The 16,188-nt window shown below is 52.1% G+C and carries 13 protein-coding genes; 8 read left to right on the top strand and 5 right to left on the bottom strand.

Going from position 1 to position 16,188, the window contains the following annotated elements; translation table 11 throughout:
* Positions 1-23: 23 nt before the first annotated feature.
* Entirely contained in the window at positions 24-2,213 is a 2,190-nt protein-coding gene (locus ACMAZB_RS06260) for a TonB-dependent receptor (protein WP_435219845.1), read from the top strand.
* Between the two features lie 54 nt (positions 2,214-2,267).
* On the top strand, positions 2,268-3,038 hold the full coding sequence (locus ACMAZB_RS06265; RefSeq protein ID WP_435219846.1) for an SDR family NAD(P)-dependent oxidoreductase: 771 nt from the start codon (positions 2,268-2,270) through the stop codon (positions 3,036-3,038).
* Positions 3,039-3,162: 124 nt separating this feature from the next.
* On the opposite strand, the gene ACMAZB_RS06270 is transcribed toward ACMAZB_RS06265, so the two are convergent.
* Positions 3,163-4,950, bottom strand: coding sequence for a DUF885 domain-containing protein (locus ACMAZB_RS06270; protein ID WP_435219847.1), 1,788 nt, complete (start codon positions 4,948-4,950; stop codon positions 3,163-3,165).
* Between the two features lie 5 nt (positions 4,951-4,955).
* Positions 4,956-6,104 carry an acyl-CoA dehydrogenase family protein gene (locus ACMAZB_RS06275; RefSeq protein ID WP_435219848.1) on the bottom strand — a complete coding sequence of 383 codons (1,149 nt, stop codon included), beginning with the start codon at positions 6,102-6,104 and terminating at the stop codon, positions 4,956-4,958.
* 176 nt (positions 6,105-6,280) lie between these two features.
* Here ACMAZB_RS06275 and ACMAZB_RS06280 point away from each other — a divergent pair, with 176 nt between their 5' ends.
* The 4 genes from ACMAZB_RS06280 (at position 6,281) to glpK (ending at position 10,838) form a co-directional block, all read left to right on the top strand.
* Positions 6,281-6,748, top strand: coding sequence for a pilin (locus ACMAZB_RS06280; RefSeq protein WP_435219849.1), 468 nt, complete (start codon positions 6,281-6,283; stop codon positions 6,746-6,748).
* 126 nt (positions 6,749-6,874) lie between these two features.
* Entirely contained in the window at positions 6,875-7,726 is an 852-nt protein-coding gene (locus ACMAZB_RS06285) for a phytanoyl-CoA dioxygenase family protein (protein WP_435219850.1), read from the top strand.
* 73 nt (positions 7,727-7,799) lie between these two features.
* Positions 7,800-9,233 (top strand): aldehyde dehydrogenase family protein, encoded by a 1,434-nt coding sequence (locus ACMAZB_RS06290; protein ID WP_435215383.1) that lies wholly within the window; start codon positions 7,800-7,802, stop codon positions 9,231-9,233.
* A gap of 108 nt (positions 9,234-9,341) precedes the next feature.
* Positions 9,342-10,838 (top strand): glycerol kinase GlpK, encoded by a 1,497-nt coding sequence (gene glpK / locus ACMAZB_RS06295; RefSeq protein ID WP_435215385.1) that lies wholly within the window; start codon positions 9,342-9,344, stop codon positions 10,836-10,838.
* Between the two features lie 200 nt (positions 10,839-11,038).
* Here glpK and ACMAZB_RS06300 read toward each other — a convergent pair whose 3' ends face one another.
* Positions 11,039-11,200: a hypothetical protein gene (locus ACMAZB_RS06300; RefSeq protein ID WP_435215387.1), complete on the bottom strand. Its 162-nt coding sequence runs from the start codon at positions 11,198-11,200 to the stop codon at positions 11,039-11,041.
* 129 nt (positions 11,201-11,329) lie between these two features.
* On the opposite strand from ACMAZB_RS06300, the gene ACMAZB_RS06305 reads away from it, so the two are divergent.
* Positions 11,330-13,066, top strand: coding sequence for a tetratricopeptide repeat protein (locus ACMAZB_RS06305; RefSeq protein ID WP_435219851.1), 1,737 nt, complete (start codon positions 11,330-11,332; stop codon positions 13,064-13,066).
* Positions 13,067-13,090: 24 nt separating this feature from the next.
* Here the strand turns inward: ACMAZB_RS06305 and ACMAZB_RS06310 are convergent, their stop codons facing one another.
* Positions 13,091-13,486 carry a DoxX family protein gene (locus ACMAZB_RS06310; RefSeq protein ID WP_435219852.1) on the bottom strand — a complete coding sequence of 132 codons (396 nt, stop codon included), beginning with the start codon at positions 13,484-13,486 and terminating at the stop codon, positions 13,091-13,093.
* Between the two features lie 389 nt (positions 13,487-13,875).
* Between ACMAZB_RS06310 and ACMAZB_RS06315 the strand changes: the two genes are divergently transcribed.
* Positions 13,876-15,222, top strand: coding sequence for an aminotransferase (locus tag ACMAZB_RS06315; protein WP_435219853.1), 1,347 nt, complete (start codon positions 13,876-13,878; stop codon positions 15,220-15,222).
* On the opposite strand, the gene egtD is transcribed toward ACMAZB_RS06315, so the two are convergent.
* Positions 15,219-16,133 carry an L-histidine N(alpha)-methyltransferase gene (egtD, locus tag ACMAZB_RS06320; protein WP_435219854.1) on the bottom strand — a complete coding sequence of 305 codons (915 nt, stop codon included), beginning with the start codon at positions 16,131-16,133 and terminating at the stop codon, positions 15,219-15,221. The genes ACMAZB_RS06315 and egtD overlap by 4 nt on opposite strands.
* Positions 16,134-16,188: the final 55 nt, after the last annotated feature.

A 16,188-nucleotide genomic window follows, 5' to 3' on the forward strand; every position in this document is an offset into this window, starting at 1 on the left:
CCACAACAGGAAGGGGGTTTCCCATGGGTATTAAGCAAGTAATAAAAAGATCAAATAAGTTTGTTAGAGCGGAAATTATTCTATCGGCGCTAACTGTTGCGATACCACAGGTAGCTATGTCGCAGGCATCAGCTTTGGAAGAGGTTATTGTGACTGCGGAAAGGCGAGCGCAAGATGCTCAGGATGTGCCTCTAGCGTTAACCATTATCGACGGTAGTGCGATCTCTCCAGCGGGTATCTCGAGTATTTCAGATGTCGCACTAAAGACACCTAACTTAACCTACACCCAATTCAATATAGGTGAGCCGCAACTATTTTTGCGGGGGTTGGGTACTACAATTGATTCTGCAGGTGCGGATCCGACCGTGAGCGTTTTCATCGATGACGTTTACGTTGGGCGATCCGCGGGCGCGACAAGTGATCTCTATGATCTCGAGCGTATAGAGGTGCTCCGTGGCCCACAGGGAACACTCTACGGGCGAAATGTTACGGGGGGTGCGATTAGTATAGTGACCAAAAAACCCTCGAGGGAGTATCAGGCTAAGCTTGGGGCCACCGCCGGTAACTATGGGCTGACCATTTTCCGTGGTCTTATTGATGGGCCTTTGGGCGAAAACATGGCGGGAAATCTGTCTTTTAGTAAGCGTGACCGCAATGGTTATGCTTACAGTAACATCAGCGGGCAGGGTTTGGATGACGCTGACAACCTCAGCCTGCGGGGCAAGCTACTTTGGGATATATCGGATAACACCGAGGTTTTATTGGGGTTCGACTATTCTACAGACGATACCAATGGTCGCTGTCGTGATTTGACCAAACTGGACAATCCTGCGGACGAGCAAAATGCAGGTGGTGCTTTTACGGGTGTACTCAAGCAGGTCAAGGTAGACACGAACAGTGAGGATCCACGAACTTGTGCTCTGACTATAGAGCAATATGCCGAACGTGACGTATTTGGTCTGTCAGCACGTGTTCAGATGGAGCTCGCTAACGATCTTTCATTGACTTCAATCACTGCTTACCGAGAGCTTGAATACTCATGGCTTCAGGAGCTGGGGGGGATGGACTCGCCTCCTAACCTATTAAGTGTTGAAGACAATGAGGGTGATGACGCCGATCAGTTCTCCCAAGAGTTTAGGTTGACTCACGACGGTGACCGGTTGTTCTGGGTAGCGGGGGCCTACTACTTTAAGGAGAATGTGGATCGTTTTGCCAATGTGCCTATCGCTTTCGGCCCCGGCTCTCCCGTTGCGCCAGGGGCTCTTCTCGATCGCTCTTGGCTTCAAAGTGCTACCAACACCAGTATGGCGTTATTTGGGCAAGTGGTCTGGTCAATGACAGATGCCTTGGATTTGACGTTAGGAGGGCGTCAGACGTGGGACGAGAAAGAAATGGACAACGCCTACTCCTCGTCACCGGGGAATGAGGTCTATAACTTTAAAGGTCTAGAGAAGAGCTGGAATGAATTCACTCCAAGGGTAACTGTTGACTGGAAAGTCTCAGACGACCATATGTTGTTTGCAACATGGTCGAAGGGTTATAAAAGTGGTGTATTCATCTCGCAAAATACGTCGGCTCAATTGGCAGAGACGCCACTCGAACCCGAGGAAGCCACCAATATGGAGGTTGGTGCGAAGACGCGGTGGCTCGATAACCGATTGCAATTCAATATCACGTATTTTGATCTCGAAAATGAAAACCAGCAGCTGTTCAGACTTGAAAACTTTACTCTGGTGTCTGAGAACTTTGGGACGGAATCAAGCGGTATAGAGTTGGATTTTATTGCTGCAGTGGGCGAGAATCTCACAGTTTCTGGCATGTATGCCAGCTTGGATGCAGAAATTGTGGGTGGCCAGTTTACGGGCAATACAGCACCACGCTCTCCCGACTACAAATACTCCCTAGCCGCAAACTATAATGCTGTGCTGGGCGATGGTTCAATGCTTGACTTTGAGGCTAGCGCTTCATACTCCGATAATTGGTATATGGAAGCTACTAATCAGGGAGTATCCTTCATGGATGATTACACGGTGGTCGATGCTAGCGTCCGTTATACATCGAGTGGGGGTAAATGGGACATCACGGTCTGGGGCAAGAACTTAAGCGATGAGTTAGTGACCTCGCATTCTATTGTCAGCAGTTTTGGAGGTTCGGTGGAATTATTTGCGCCTCCAAGAACCTACGGGTTAACCGCTAACTATTCTTTTAACTAAGTCTGTTTGGGGGCGAAGGCCCCCTTGAGCGCAAGCCGTATTAGAGAGAACACCATGGAATTCAATCCGACAAGACTCGGGCCTCCCCAGGGGGCCTATGTGGCAGTCGTGGGTGGTTGCGGCGGCATGGGACGAGCACTTGTGAAAGAACTGGTCGCAACTCAAGTTCATGTTGCAGTGCTCGACTTGCCGTCTTCCATAGAGGATAAACCTCCGCTGCCAGAAGCTTTGGTGATACCCATGGACGGTAGTAACGAAGACCAGGTCAAAGCGGCCTTCGATCAGCTTTCGCAGCAATGGCCTCGGTTAGATGGATTCGTTAATTTAGCGGGGTATTTCAAGGCATTTACTCCGATTAGCGAGTTAGACACCGCAGATTTTGATGAAATTATTTCGGGAAATCTCCGCAGCCATTTTTTGTGTGCTCGGGCTGCGCTGCCTTTATTATTTCGCTCTGATCAGGGTGCTATGGTTTGCGTGGCGTCTACCCAAGCGATAGATGTCATACCTAACTACACGCATTACGCCGCGGCCAAAGCGGGGGTAGTGGCTCTGGTGAAAGGACTGGCAAGGGAGAACGCCCCTCGAGTCCGTGTTAATGCCCTGGCGCCCGGATTGACCGACACTGCTTTTCTCACCGGCGGTACGGGTAGAGATGAAATTTTTGAGAAGGTCGACAGCGATCGATACGCAAAGCGGGTGCCAATGAGGCGCATGGCTACTGCTGAGGATATGACGGGCCCTTTACTGTTTTTGCTGGGGCCAGCCTCTGGTTTTATAACGGGGGAAACGCTGCTTATTGATGGGGGGCTTTACGTGCGTTGAAGCGGCCTCATCAATTCCTATTATAGAGTCTACCAATGAGGCTACTTGAGCTTTGGCTCAGGTCTTTTTTAAGAAGCCTCGAGTGCGTCCACCCAAGGCTCTGGGTTTCTGCATGACCCGGTTGTCATTCAGACTTGCTTCTGCGCAGCTTCTGCGTGTTTATCCATTGCGTCATACGCGCCTCAAGAGCGTCCAGCGGAATGGCTCCAGCTCCCAGTAAATGGTCGTGAAAGCTTCGAATATCAAAGGCAGTTCCCAGTGCAATTTCCGCGTTCTCTCGGAGTTCCAGCATCTTGAGTTGCCCAATTTTGTAGGCGAGTGCCTGCCCCGGCCAGCCTATGTAGCGATCAATCTCATTCACAATGTCGGCTTCCGTTTTTGCCGCATTGGCCAAGAAGAAATTGATGGCACGCTCGCGACTCCAGCCGAAGTAGTGGATGCCGGTATCGACAACCAGTCGCACTGCACGCCACATGTCGTAAACCAACTGTCCATAGCGAGAGTAGGGGTCCTGATACAGCCCCATGTCGTAACCGAGCCGCTCTGAATACAGTCCCCAACCCTCAACAAAGGCGGTGACTCCGCTGCGCCGTCTAAACTCTGGTAAGTCGGTCAACTCACCTGCCAGCGCAATTTGCAGGTGATGTCCCGGAACACTCTCGTGGACACTCAACACTTCCATCTCAAACTTGGGGCGGACCTCGGGCTTATATAAGTTCACGTAATACCAGCCGGGCCGTTTCCCATCTGGCGTGGGCGGCATGTAGTACGCCGTCGTCGTGTCAGGGGCTATTTCATCAGGAATGGCTCGCACACCATAGGGTATTCGCGGTAATTTCCCGAAGAGCTTTACCAGCTCGGGATCAAGACGTTTGGCTACTGCTTGATAGCCTTCGAGAAGTTCCTCTGGTGTATCGTAATAGAACTGGGGGGCAGTGCGTAGAAAGTCGTTGAACGCCGCGAGCTCTCCGTCGAAACCCACCTCGGCGATGACGCCTTCCATTTCACCACGAATCCGCGCGACCTCATCAAGGCCAATCTGGTGAATGGCTTCCGGCGAGAGGTCTGTGGTCGTAAAGTGTTGCACCAAAAATCTGTAGGCAGCTTTGCCGCCCTCAAGGCTTCCTATGCCCGGTTCGGGTCGACTTGCGGGCAAGTAGCTGTCCTTAATAAACGCCCCAAAAGCACGGTAAGCAGGGTTAAGTTGGTCTGTAATCACGGTCTTTGCTTCGGTTTGCAAAGCCTTTGCTACCGCAGGGTCGATATTGTCCGATATCTCTGCAAATGCCTTATAAAATGGGCTGGCCTCTGGTGTAGCAGTGACTACCCGCTCAATCTGCTCGGGAACACGTTGAATGATGATGGCGGCTTGAACCCTATTTTCAGCCATGCCTTCGGTCAGCAGTTGTTGATATTGCTGGAGCCGATCGGGCAGCGCGCGCAGGCGAGTTAACCAGTCTCGGTAGTCTTGCTCACTATTAAACGGTAAACGCTCCGCCATGCCATGGGCATGCTGCGGGCCCGAACGCATATTGATCGGCATTAAATGCAGACCCTGCTCGTAGGCTGCGCGTTCATCGTTAATTTCACGCAGTAACATACTGCGATTAAGGCGGACCTCGCTTGACAGGCTGGCCGGCTCAATAGCGCCCAGCTGCTGCGAAAAGGCGCTCAGGGCTTCCTGTCGCCTTGCTTCTGATGCCAGACTGATATCGGTCCATGATGCGTTACCAGAGCGGTCGCCGTAGCCCAGCCGCATTTCTGGGTAGTTATCTAAACTCCACGCCCAATGCTCGGCAATGGCCTTTCCAACAGCTTCATCAGCCGCGTCAGTCGCAAGGGCGATGGTCGATGCGCCCAGCATAAAAAAACCGCCGATCAGGCGGTTCAGTCCCTTTATATTTAAAAGCATGGGCTTCACCGGCCCAAAATTGAACGGGCAACCAGCTCCCGCATAATTTCAGATGTGCCCCCATAAATCGGCTGAATACGGGCGTCCACGTAAAAGCGTGAGATGGGGTATTCCGTGGTGTAACCGTAACCACCGAAGCACTGCAAACACTGGTCAGCAACTCGGCACTGCATTTCGCAACTGGCGAGTTTTAGCATGGCAGCTTCTTCGCTACTGAGATCATCGTTGGCATATTTTTCCGTGCACTTTTCATAAAAAGCCCGATTAATGGCTATATCGGTTTTAACATCAGCAAGCTTAAATCGGGTGTTTTGAAAGCTGCCCACTTTTTGTCCGAAAGCTTCACGTTCTTTAACGTATTCAACGGTGACGTCCAGAGCGCCCTCAGAAGCAGCCACAGCTTGGGCAGCAATGCCCAATCGTTCTCTGGGCAGTTCATCCATGAGAATTGCGAATCCTTTATTCGCTTCACCCAGTAGGGCATTGGCAGGTAAGCGCACATCGGTAAAAAATAGCAGTGCCGTATCGGACGTGTGCTGACCGATTTTTTCGATTTTTTTCGATTTCTCAAAACCCGGCGCGTGGGCGTCAACTAGGAACAAGGACGTACCTTTGGCGCCTTTACCCGGATCTGTAATCGCGGCAACGATGACAAGGTCAGCATGGATTCCGTTGGTGATAAATATTTTCGACCCATTTAACACCCATTCATCACCATCGCGGACTGCGTTGGTACGAATGCTTTGTACGTCTGACCCTGCGCCCGGTTCGGTCATAGCGAGGGCACCTACACACTCGCCGGCGACCATTTTGGGCAGCCAATGCGCCTTCTGTTCCGGTGTGCCATGCCTGCTTAAATATGGAGCGATGATATTAGAGTGAATCCCATAAGCCGAGGCAAAACCACCAAAACACATGTAGGACAGCTCTTCTATCATGGCGAGGGTGACGTGAGGTGTGGTGCCTGCGCCGCCGTACTCTTCCGCGACATCTGGGCAAAGCAGCCCTGCCGCTCCCAAGGTGTTCCAAAGTTCACGAGGCACCATATGATCCTCTTCCCACTGTTCGTAATGTGGTGAGATCTCTTTTTCAAAGGCGCGCCGTGCCATATCGCGGAACAGCTGCATCTCGTCAAGATTTACGGCTTGATTCATGATTACGTTGCCTTCTTATCGTGGGCTGGGAATTATGCCCAAAACTGGCAGCCGCTGAAAGGAGGTGTCATTTTGGGCTGGTAAGACCATAATTATCGAGGAGTGTTATTTTTTACGGCAAAGAGGCATGAATCTGGCCACAGTTCATGCCCCTAGGGCTGTGTGGGGATTCTGTTATGCAAAAACTGAGCATCAAATTACTGCATCGCGCGGCTGGCTTTTCGTTGATCGAACTGATGGTGGTTATCGCTATCATCGGAGTATTGGCGGTGGTTGCGCTTCCCGCCTATCAGAACTACGTGAAGCGCTCAGAATTTGCGCAAGTTATTGAGGATTGGGATGCACTCAAATTAGCGGTTGAACTTTGCTGGGACATTGAAGGTGATCTGAGTAAATGCGATGAGTCTTATGGAGGCATTGCCAGTGTTATTAAAGGCCTGCCCGGGGCGGGGGTGCGGATTTTCACCAATAGCGGAGTTCCCTACATGACACAGGTTAGGCTTTACAGCACCGAGATTTATCTGTCCGATGGCTCATATGCGCAGATACAATATGGTGCTGTAGCAATAAAGGGAGGTGCGCTGATGTGGCACATCACCGAAAATGCCTCAACCTGTCTGTCTGAAGGTCTCTGTAGCTTGTGAGGTTGAACGGAATTCAGAATTCCTTGCACGGCTTTCTGCGTGATAGGCACGAACCCATTCAGGTTGTTGGTAGGGAGTGCAGGAAAGGCAGTGAACTGACTCGTCAGCTCTTCAGCTGGAATACCGATGAACGCCGCTGAGCCCGCTAGCGAAGGGCCTGTCGATTTTGAAACGCATTATTCGGCGATTCAAGAGGAGGGCTATACGGTATTCACTGGTGTGCTTTCCGACGCTGAAATTACGGCCTATCGGGGGGCACTACAGCCTTGGCTGGATCGAGACCTCCGTGGGCGTAACGTCTTTGAGGGCACCCATAGTCATCGGGTTTACGCCATGCTTGCGAAAGACCCCATATTTGCTGAGTTGGTCGCACATCCCATCGCATTAACTCTTGCCGAACACTTTCTTGGGGAGAGCTGTCTGTTATCGGCTTGTTTGGCGATTGATCTAATGCCGGGAGAAACTGCTCAACCTTGGCACACAGATGATGGGCATACTTCTCTCAAGCCACCCCATGACGTTGTAGGAATTTCGGCATTTTGGGCTCTGTCAGATACCACGGTTGAAAATGGCGCGACCGAGGTGCTTCCCCAGTCCCATCGCTGGGTAGAGAGTGATCTGCCTGACGCCTTAAGCGATATCGACTTTGACAATTCAGACCGCCTTGAAGCAGCGGTAGATCACGGATTTCATCCTGACGCGAAAACGGTCACACTGACCGCGGGCTCATTAATGGTGGCCCGGGGCGACCTGTGGCATCGTGGCGGCGCGAATCGCTCAGATGAGTCTAGGCTGGTTATTACTCCGCAGTATTGTGCGGGCTGGTTACGCCCTCTGGAGACCATGCTGCTAACGATGGCACCTGAGCAGGTTGTTGCTTTACCCGAGCGTGTGCAGGCTTTGCTGGGCTACTCGATACATTCGCCTTTTATGGGCTACGTCGATGGCATGCACCCAAAGCGAATTTTAGGTGCGTAATGCGCTGGGTTTCGCTATGTTCTCGTTCCGCGAGTTTATGTTTTACGACTAAATTAATAACCGAGGTGATCTCATGAGAGAGTACAAACAGTTTTACATTAACGGTGAATGGGTAGCTCCTTCTGCGCCCAATGACTTTGAGGTGTTTGATCCCGCCACTGAGGAGGTCTGCGCGACCATTTCTCTGGGTAATGAAAGCGATGTTGATAAAGCCGTTGCAGCGGCTAAGGCGGCCTTTGAGACCTTTAGTCAAACCTCGATTGAAGAGCGTGTGGCCCTGTTAGAGCGAATTTGTGAGATCTACCAGCGTCGGTTGGGGGATATCGCTGAGGCGATACGTTTGGAGATGGGTGCTCCTATTAAGCTCGCTTCCACCGCTCAGGCTTTTGCGGGGCTGGGGCACATTGCTGAAGCAGCAAAGGTTCTGAAAACCTATGCATTCACCGAAGACCTGGGTGAGCACCGTGTTGTAAAGGAGCCGATTGGTGTTTGCGGCTTGATTACCCCTTGGAATTGGCCCCTTAATCAGGTGAGCTGTAAGGTGGCTCCAGCGATTGCCGTGGGCTGTACTATGGTATTGAAGCCCAGTGAAATTGCACCACTGTCCTCTTACATTTACGCTGAAATTCTTCACGAAGCGGGTGTGCCAGCAGGGGTTTTCAACTTGGTTAATGGTGATGGGCCAACAGTCGGTACGGCACTATCTGTACACCCTGACGTTGACATGATGTCTTTCACGGGCTCTACCCGGGCTGGATCGCTGGTTGCTCAAAATGCTGCGCCAACGGTCAAGCGAGTGACTCAGGAGTTGGGAGGAAAATCCCCCAACATTATCCTTGAGGATGCCGATCTTGAAGCGGCGGTGACTCGAGGGGTGCTGCATATGTACAACAACACTGGTCAGTCCTGTAACGCGCCATCGCGCATGCTAGTGCCACGAGACAAGCTGGGTGCCGCTGAGGCGATTGCCGCGAAGGTGACTGAAACCATGGTGTCAATTGGTGATACAGCCGATGAGAACACGACCATGGGGCCCGTTGTTTCAAAGGTGCAGTGGGATAAAATTCAGGGGCTTATTAACAAGGGCATTGAAGAGGGCGCCAAGGTGGTTTGCGGTGGTGCCGGTTTGCCTGAAGGGATTGATAAGGGTTATTACGTTCGACCTACGGTTTTCTCTGAGGTTAATAACGACATGGCCGTTGCTCGGGAGGAAATTTTTGGTCCTGTGTTAACGATGATTCCCTACGACTCCGAGGAAGAGGCTATAAAGATTGCCAACGACACTCCGTACGGTCTTGCCGGCTATGTGCAGGGTGAGGACATTGATCATGCTCGTCGGGTGGCGGCAAAAATTCGTGCGGGCAACATTCACTTGAATGGCGCCTCAGGAGGCATGGACGTGCCATTTGGCGGCTTTAAGCAGTCGGGTAACGGGCGCGAGTGGGGATCTCACGGGTTCACGGATTACCTCGAAATTAAAGCCATTGAAGGCTACGGCGCGGCTTAGCGTCATAGGTGTAAATCAAAGTAGGGCGCTCTAGGGCGCCCTTTTTTTGTCGCTGGGTGAGCCGCTGATTCGGCGGTCGTGTAGAGAAGGTCGTAGGAGAGAAAGACGGTGACACAGGTTATTCTGGCAGTGGATCAAGGAACAACCGGCACAACCATTGCAGTCATGGCTGCTGACGGTAGGCTGTTGGGTAGTGTTAACCATGAGTTCCCCCAAATTTATTCCAAGCCGGGCTGGGTCGAGCATGAACCTGAGGCCATATGGTCCTCCGTTTTGAAGGGTATACGCGCTGTTGTGCGCAAGGGCCTTGCAAAGCCCGCCTCAATAGTAGCGATAGGCATTACAAACCAGCGTGAAACAGCCTTATTGTGGGATCGCGACTCCGGGAAGCCTTTGAACAATGCCGTGGTTTGGCAGTGTCGTCGTACCACTGAGTTTTGCGAAGCATTGAAAAAAGAGGGTCACGAGCCTGCGATTCGCAGCAAGACCGGTCTTGTGCTGGATCCTTATTTCTCGGCCAGTAAATTTCGTTGGCTTTTAGATAATACGCCGGGTATTGGTCGGCGTTTAAATCAGGGGAAGGTGGCAGCAGGAACCATAGATTCTTTTCTGCTGTGGCGGCTCACAGGTGGAGCCATTCACGCTACCGATGTGTCGAACGCCTCGCGCACATCGTTACTAAACCTTGAGACTCAGGCTTGGGATGAAGATTTACTGAAATTATTTGGTGTGCCGAGACACATGCTGCCAGAGGTCGCCCCTTCCAGTGCGATCTTGGGCCATACCAAGGGTCTGCGTGACCTTCCCGATGGCATTCCCATCGCCGGAATGGCGGGTGACCAACAAGCGGCATTGTTTGGTCAGGCTTGTTTTAAGGCGGGCGATGCAAAATGCACCTTCGGCACCGGTTCGTTCATTCTCATGAATACAGGGGCTGATCGTCTTAAATCTGAAGGAGGGCTGCTCACTACCATTGGCTGGCAGTTAGGTCGTGGAGGTCCGGTTAGTTTCGCCCTTGAAGGTGGTGCCTTTGTGTGTGGTGCTGCGGTGCAGTGGTTGCGAGACGAGTTGAGCATTATCAAAACCGCTCCAGAAATAGAGGCGCTTGCCGAAACAGTGGAGAGCAGCGGTGGGGTGGAGTTTGTGCCTGCCCTTGCCGGTTTAGGCGCGCCCCATTGGGATCCTGAGGCTCGTGGCACAATCTGTGGCCTCACTCGCGGTAGTGGTCGGGGGCATATTGCCAGAGCGACGTTGGACGCCATGGCGCTTCAAAATGCCGACATCTTGAATCTTATGGAGTCGGAAGCGGGTAAGCGGATGAAAGCGCTTCGTGTCGATGGCGGCGCTGCGGCGAATAATCTGCTGATGCAGCTGCAAGCCAATTATTTGGGCCGTAAGATTATTCGACCTCAGGTCATTGAAACGACGGCAGCAGGTGCCTGCTTTCTCGCAGGATTGGGTGTCGGTCTATGGAGTTCTACGACAGATATTGCAAAAGTATGGGGTGTGGACCGTGAATTTAAGGTCGCACTGTCGCCCAAGAAACGAGCGGAACGCTGGCAGTCTTGGCAAACCGCCGTAGCGCGCGCGCGCTTAGCGGGCTGATACCATGGCTGACGTGCTCAAGTTCACAGGTAAACCCAAAAAGCCGGATCAGACCCTATGCCGAAACGGCCATCACAAATGGCAGGTGGTCAAAACTGACCCTTTCGCAGTTCGTCGAGGGGAATTAATTACACGATTCCGCTGCCAGCGTTGTGGCAAGGAGAAAATAAAAGCGCAGTAAAAAGTAATCCCAAGTTGCGCTAATCGCCGCCTCCATTGAGCGCGGTCCAATCATCGACGCCTGAAAAGGCATAGGGTAGGAAAGCGTCGCGATCTACCGTCTGTATAACGCTGCAAGTCGCATAGATATCACCCTCAGAATAGTAAGCTTCTCGCAGACGATGCAAAGGGATGTCTGCCACTGCATCATGGCTTGCGCTCTGACGTATTTTCGCCGAGCTCCTGATGAGTTTGCTGTAATTTGCTAGTACTTCAGCCTAAATTTTTAAAATCGATTAAATTCTTATTGCTGTGGGCTAGGCGATGGTTGCATGCTGAAGCAAGCATTTATGATTTGGGGGGTAAACATGTCTGTGAGAGCGCAAATTGTAAAGGGCTTGCTATGTGGCTTGCTGGGCTATGGTTTTCTGCAGCATTCAGTGATTGCAGAGGATGGAGGTCAGAGCCCATCTGAGTCTTTAGCGATATTGATACCAGGGTCGGGGGAGTACTCCCGTGGCATAGACAGTTTGCTTCCCGCAGCACAGCCTTTTTTCGATCAAGGGTTGCGTCTGGCTTGGGCATTTTATTTCCCAGAATCGATTGCTTCTTATCAGGAGGCCTCACGACTCGACCCAACGCATCCTATGCCTTATTGGGGGCTTGCCCATGCCGCGGGCCCAAATCCCAATTCACGCTACGCACAGATGCCTGATGATCCAAACGGCATTGGTAAAGCGGCGATTAACAAGGCCATAGATCATATTGAGCGCGCGAGCGTTACCGAGTCCGCACTCATTTATGCACTCCAAATCTTTTACGACGAAGATGCCATTCCCGATCCCAAGGCTAGGGATAGTGCTTATCTCTCCGCGATGCGGGCACTCAATAAACAATTTCCAGCGGATCCTGATATAGCAGCACTCTATGCTGCTAGCTATATGTCGATTCGCCGATGGGACTACTGGGACAATGCTGGTGAGCCAAAGGGCGAGACTTTGGAGGTGGCAACAGCATTGGAAAAAATTATCGAGACCAACCCATCGCACCCCGGGGTGCTTCATTTACACATCCATCTTATTGAAGCATCACGACATCCTGAGCGCGCCTTGGTCTCTGCCAACGCGCTGGAGGCGACAGTGCCTATTGGCGGGCATGTCGTCCACATGCCTGCGCACATTTTTATCCGAGTGGGCGATTACGAAAGAGCCATAGAGAATAATCGTCGGTCTTTGGCGGTTGATCAAGAATTTGCGGCTATTTGGGGCGACCGCCCCTTGCCCAGTCAGGGGACCTACAACCTATCGCACAAAGTACATGCAGGGCATGCGTTAGACTTTATTCGCTTTGCTGCCACGATGCAGGGAAGCTACGCCACGGCTAACTCGTCGGCGTGGGAAATGGCTAATCGAATGACCCCTGCTGCGGCCACTATGGGCCGCGCACAAAAGCGTCGCGCTGCCCCTTGGTTAGTCATGAAAATCTTTGGGCGTTGGGATGAGCTGCTGGCATTAGATCCACCTGAACAAACAACGCCATACCTGTCAGGAATATGGTGCTATGTGCAGGGCAGCGCCTTTGTGGCCAAGGGTGAATTAGGGCTGGCGCAAGCGGAGCTCGAAACGTTAGAGGCCCTCGCGACGGCCCATAGCGCCTCGGGTAATCGTGCAGGAGCAACCGCAACTACGGAAATTTTGACTTTGGCAGCTCACGGTCTTCAAGGTGAGATACAGCTTGCTACGGGTGATCTGGCAGGAGCCATTGCCTCGTTTGAAGCAGGGGTAGCGGTAGAAGATACGAATAATTACACCGAACCCCCAGACTGGCCGCAATCGATGCGGCTGTATCTCGGTTCAGCTCTGTTGCGAGCTGGACGTTTTGCAGAGGCCCAGAGCGTTTTTGAACGAGATTTACAATGGAACCAAAACAACGGTTGGTCGCTATTTGGTTTGACTCAAGCGCTGCGTGCCCAAAATCTAACGGTTGCGGCAGATGCTCGAGCCCTCCAATGGGAAAAAGCCTGGGAGAGTGCAGATATGCGCCTCACCGAGGCGGTTGTACTGGATTAAACTTCCAGCCCTACAACTTGGTCATTACGCCTTAGCCAAGCGCCATTGGGGCAAGTGCTGTGCTGCGCTCATGACCAATAGTCCGGCAAAGATGCCGAGATTTTTGACGAAGTTTTGCACTTCATGGCCCTGGTCAGTCTCCGGGTAGATATTCCAGAAGTCGTGCATTCCCAGGTTTATCAAGAGGGTCATGCCCGCGAACATTAGGGCTATCTCCTTAATTCGAAACCCTGCGATGAGGCACAATCCCCCGAGGATCTGCAGTGCTGTCGTAATGGGGAGCAATACATCAACCATTGGAATATTGTGCAGCGTCATATAATCGAGCATGGCTTGATAACTGGTGATCTTGGATATTCCCGGCATCAAAAAATAAAGCCCAAGAAGAAATCTGCCAAGCGTGACCGCTAATTTTTCCATCGAAATGTCCCTTTATTGACTGAAAGAATTATTGTGATGACTAGGGGACATCGAGCCCACCCCGAGTCTGTTGGGGTTCAATCACTCAACAGGTTGCACTATTAGCACGGGTTAATGAAGCCTTTTAGTTGAGAAATCAGGGACTTTAGCCGCGCGCAAAAGACAATTCTCCACTCGGTGAACCCATGTGTTCGATGTAGTAAAACCCGCCGACGCTTTCTGCGGTTTTTTGAAAGCTAAGCGAGTGCCTATTTTCGAGGAATTACATGGGAGGGCGCAGCCGCATGACAGTATCCCAAAGGGAACAGAACCACCCCCTTTAGGGGGTTGGCTAACACCCAACGAAAGAGTAGCTTTATTCTGAAATTTTGATGCTACTGGGGCAAGCCATGACAGCCATGATTTATCCAACAACCAACCCTGCGGCTACTGAGGTCATGGTGGTATCACGTGGCGAGGGCCCCTACATTTATGACCAGGCGGGGAAACAATACCTCGAGGGTATGGCGGGTCTGTGGTGCACCTCGTTGGGGTACGGCAATCAAGAGATTATCGAAGCCGCCACCCGCCAAATGGAGCAGCTCAGCTTTAGTCACATGTTTAGTGGCAAAACGCATCCTTCCGCAATTGAGCTTGCCGATAAGCTTGCGGCGATGTCACCCATAGAGGATGCCCGAGTGTTTTTGGGTGCTTCGGGTTCCGATGCCAACGATACGTTAGTCAAACTGATCCGATATTATGCGGTTGCCAGTGGCCAGCCCGAGCGGGTGAAAATCATAGCGCGGGACAAGGGGTACCACGGCGTATCCCTCGCCTCTGCTGCGTTGACGGGTTTGCCTGCTAATCACACCCACTTTCAATTACCCTTCGACGCGCTCGGTGTTTTGAGGACAGGTGCACCTCATTACTACCGTTGTGCTGAGCCCGGTGAGACTGAAGCAGACTTTGTGGCAAGGCGCGCCAGAGAGCTCGAGACGCTGATTTTGGCTGAAGGCCCGGAGACGATAGCCGCGATGATTGCGGAGCCTGTTAATGGTGCTGGTGGTGTCATCATACCCCCCGAGGGCTATTTTGAGGCGATACAAGGAGTCCTCGATAAATACGGCATTATGCTTTGGGACGATGAGGTCATTTGTGGGTTTGGGCGTTTGGGTACTGCTTTTGGTGCCGAAAAGCTGAACATGAAGCCGAAGATGATGGCTTGTGCCAAGGCCCTGACCTCGGCGTATGTGCCACTGTCAGCGGCTATTGTCGCAGGGGATATCGCCGATGCTATTGCGGGTCCTGCGTCAGATATGGGGGTCTTTGGCCATGGCTATACCTACAGTGGGCATCCACTTGGCTGTGCTGTTGCGAGCAAGGTTCTCGATATCTACGTGCGGGATAGGCTTTTTGAGCACGCCGCAACACTGGGTGTTTATATGGCGAAGCGGTTGTCTGAATTTGCGGATCATCCGCTGGTGGGTGAGGTGTCGGCCATGGGATTGCTGGGGGCATTGGAATTGGTCGCCAATAAAACCACTAAACAGCCCTTTGAAGGCATGAAGGTTGCGCAGTTTTGCGCCAAGGCCGCGGAAGATAATGGCCTAATCATTCGCCCATTAGGGGGCAATCGGATGGCATTGTGCCCGCCGCTGATTATTCAAGAAGTACACGTCGATGAAATCATGGATAAATTGGGGCGGGCGCTAGACAGCACCCTCGATTTTGTCACCGCAGAGGGTCTTACTGTTTAAGCGTTTTGCAGCAATGCCAGGCAAAACCTGGCGTTACTATCGAGCCAATGGTGGGTGACGGTCATGGCCGCAGCCGCGGCTAAATCTTGGATGCTCGCCATAGTAAATTTGTGGGAGTGTTCGGTTCTGATGATGGCGCCCTCGGAAAACTTGAGCGTCTGATCACCGATGGTTACCGTTTGCGTAGATTGCGCCACAAGTTCCATTTCAATGCGCCGCATTTCGCTGTTGTAGCGGGCTTGATGGCGCCACTCTTTGAGCTCAAAATTGGCCCCCGTTCGGGCATTAACGACGGCAAGCATGTTGCGGTTGAATGCTGCGGTGACTCCCGCGGCATCATCGTAGGCGCGCTGTAGGGTCGCACTGTCTTTGTGCAGATCAACACCCAATAAGATTCCCCCTTGAGTGCCGACGACTTGTGCCAATTGTCGAATGAAATCTTGTTGCGCGCTGGGATCAAAATTTCCCAATGTCGATCCGGGATAGAAAACAATTCGTCGTCCCTTGGGAATTTCCTCGAGAAAGGTCCAGCTCTGAGTGAAGTCTGCGGCAATGGCCGTCACCCCTAAATTGGGGTGTTCCAGCGCGGTATTGGCAGCTGCTGCCCAAAGAAATTCGCCTGCAATATCGATGGGGATATAAGCACTGGGCGCCGCGCGCTTAAGCAGCGGGCGGACTTTACTGCAGTTGCCGCTGCCCGGTTCAATAATGATGTCACCGCTGCCCAAAGCTTGTGCTATGTCGTCTAAATGCCGATCAAAAATTTCTGCCTCAGACCGCGTCAGGTAATACTCGGGTAACACAGTAATTTCCTCGAAGAGTTCGGATCCGCGAGAGTCATAAAAATACTTAGGCGACAGTCTTGGCAGCTCCTCACTTAATGAGGCTAAAACCTCAAGGGTTTCGTCCACGAGTGGGCGTTCTGTTTGGATAAACCTAAGGTTGGATGGCGAGTTCCCTGCACGA

The organism is Luminiphilus sp. nBUS_07 (genome assembly GCF_051201685.1).
GTDB lineage: Bacteria > Pseudomonadota > Gammaproteobacteria > Pseudomonadales > Halieaceae > Luminiphilus.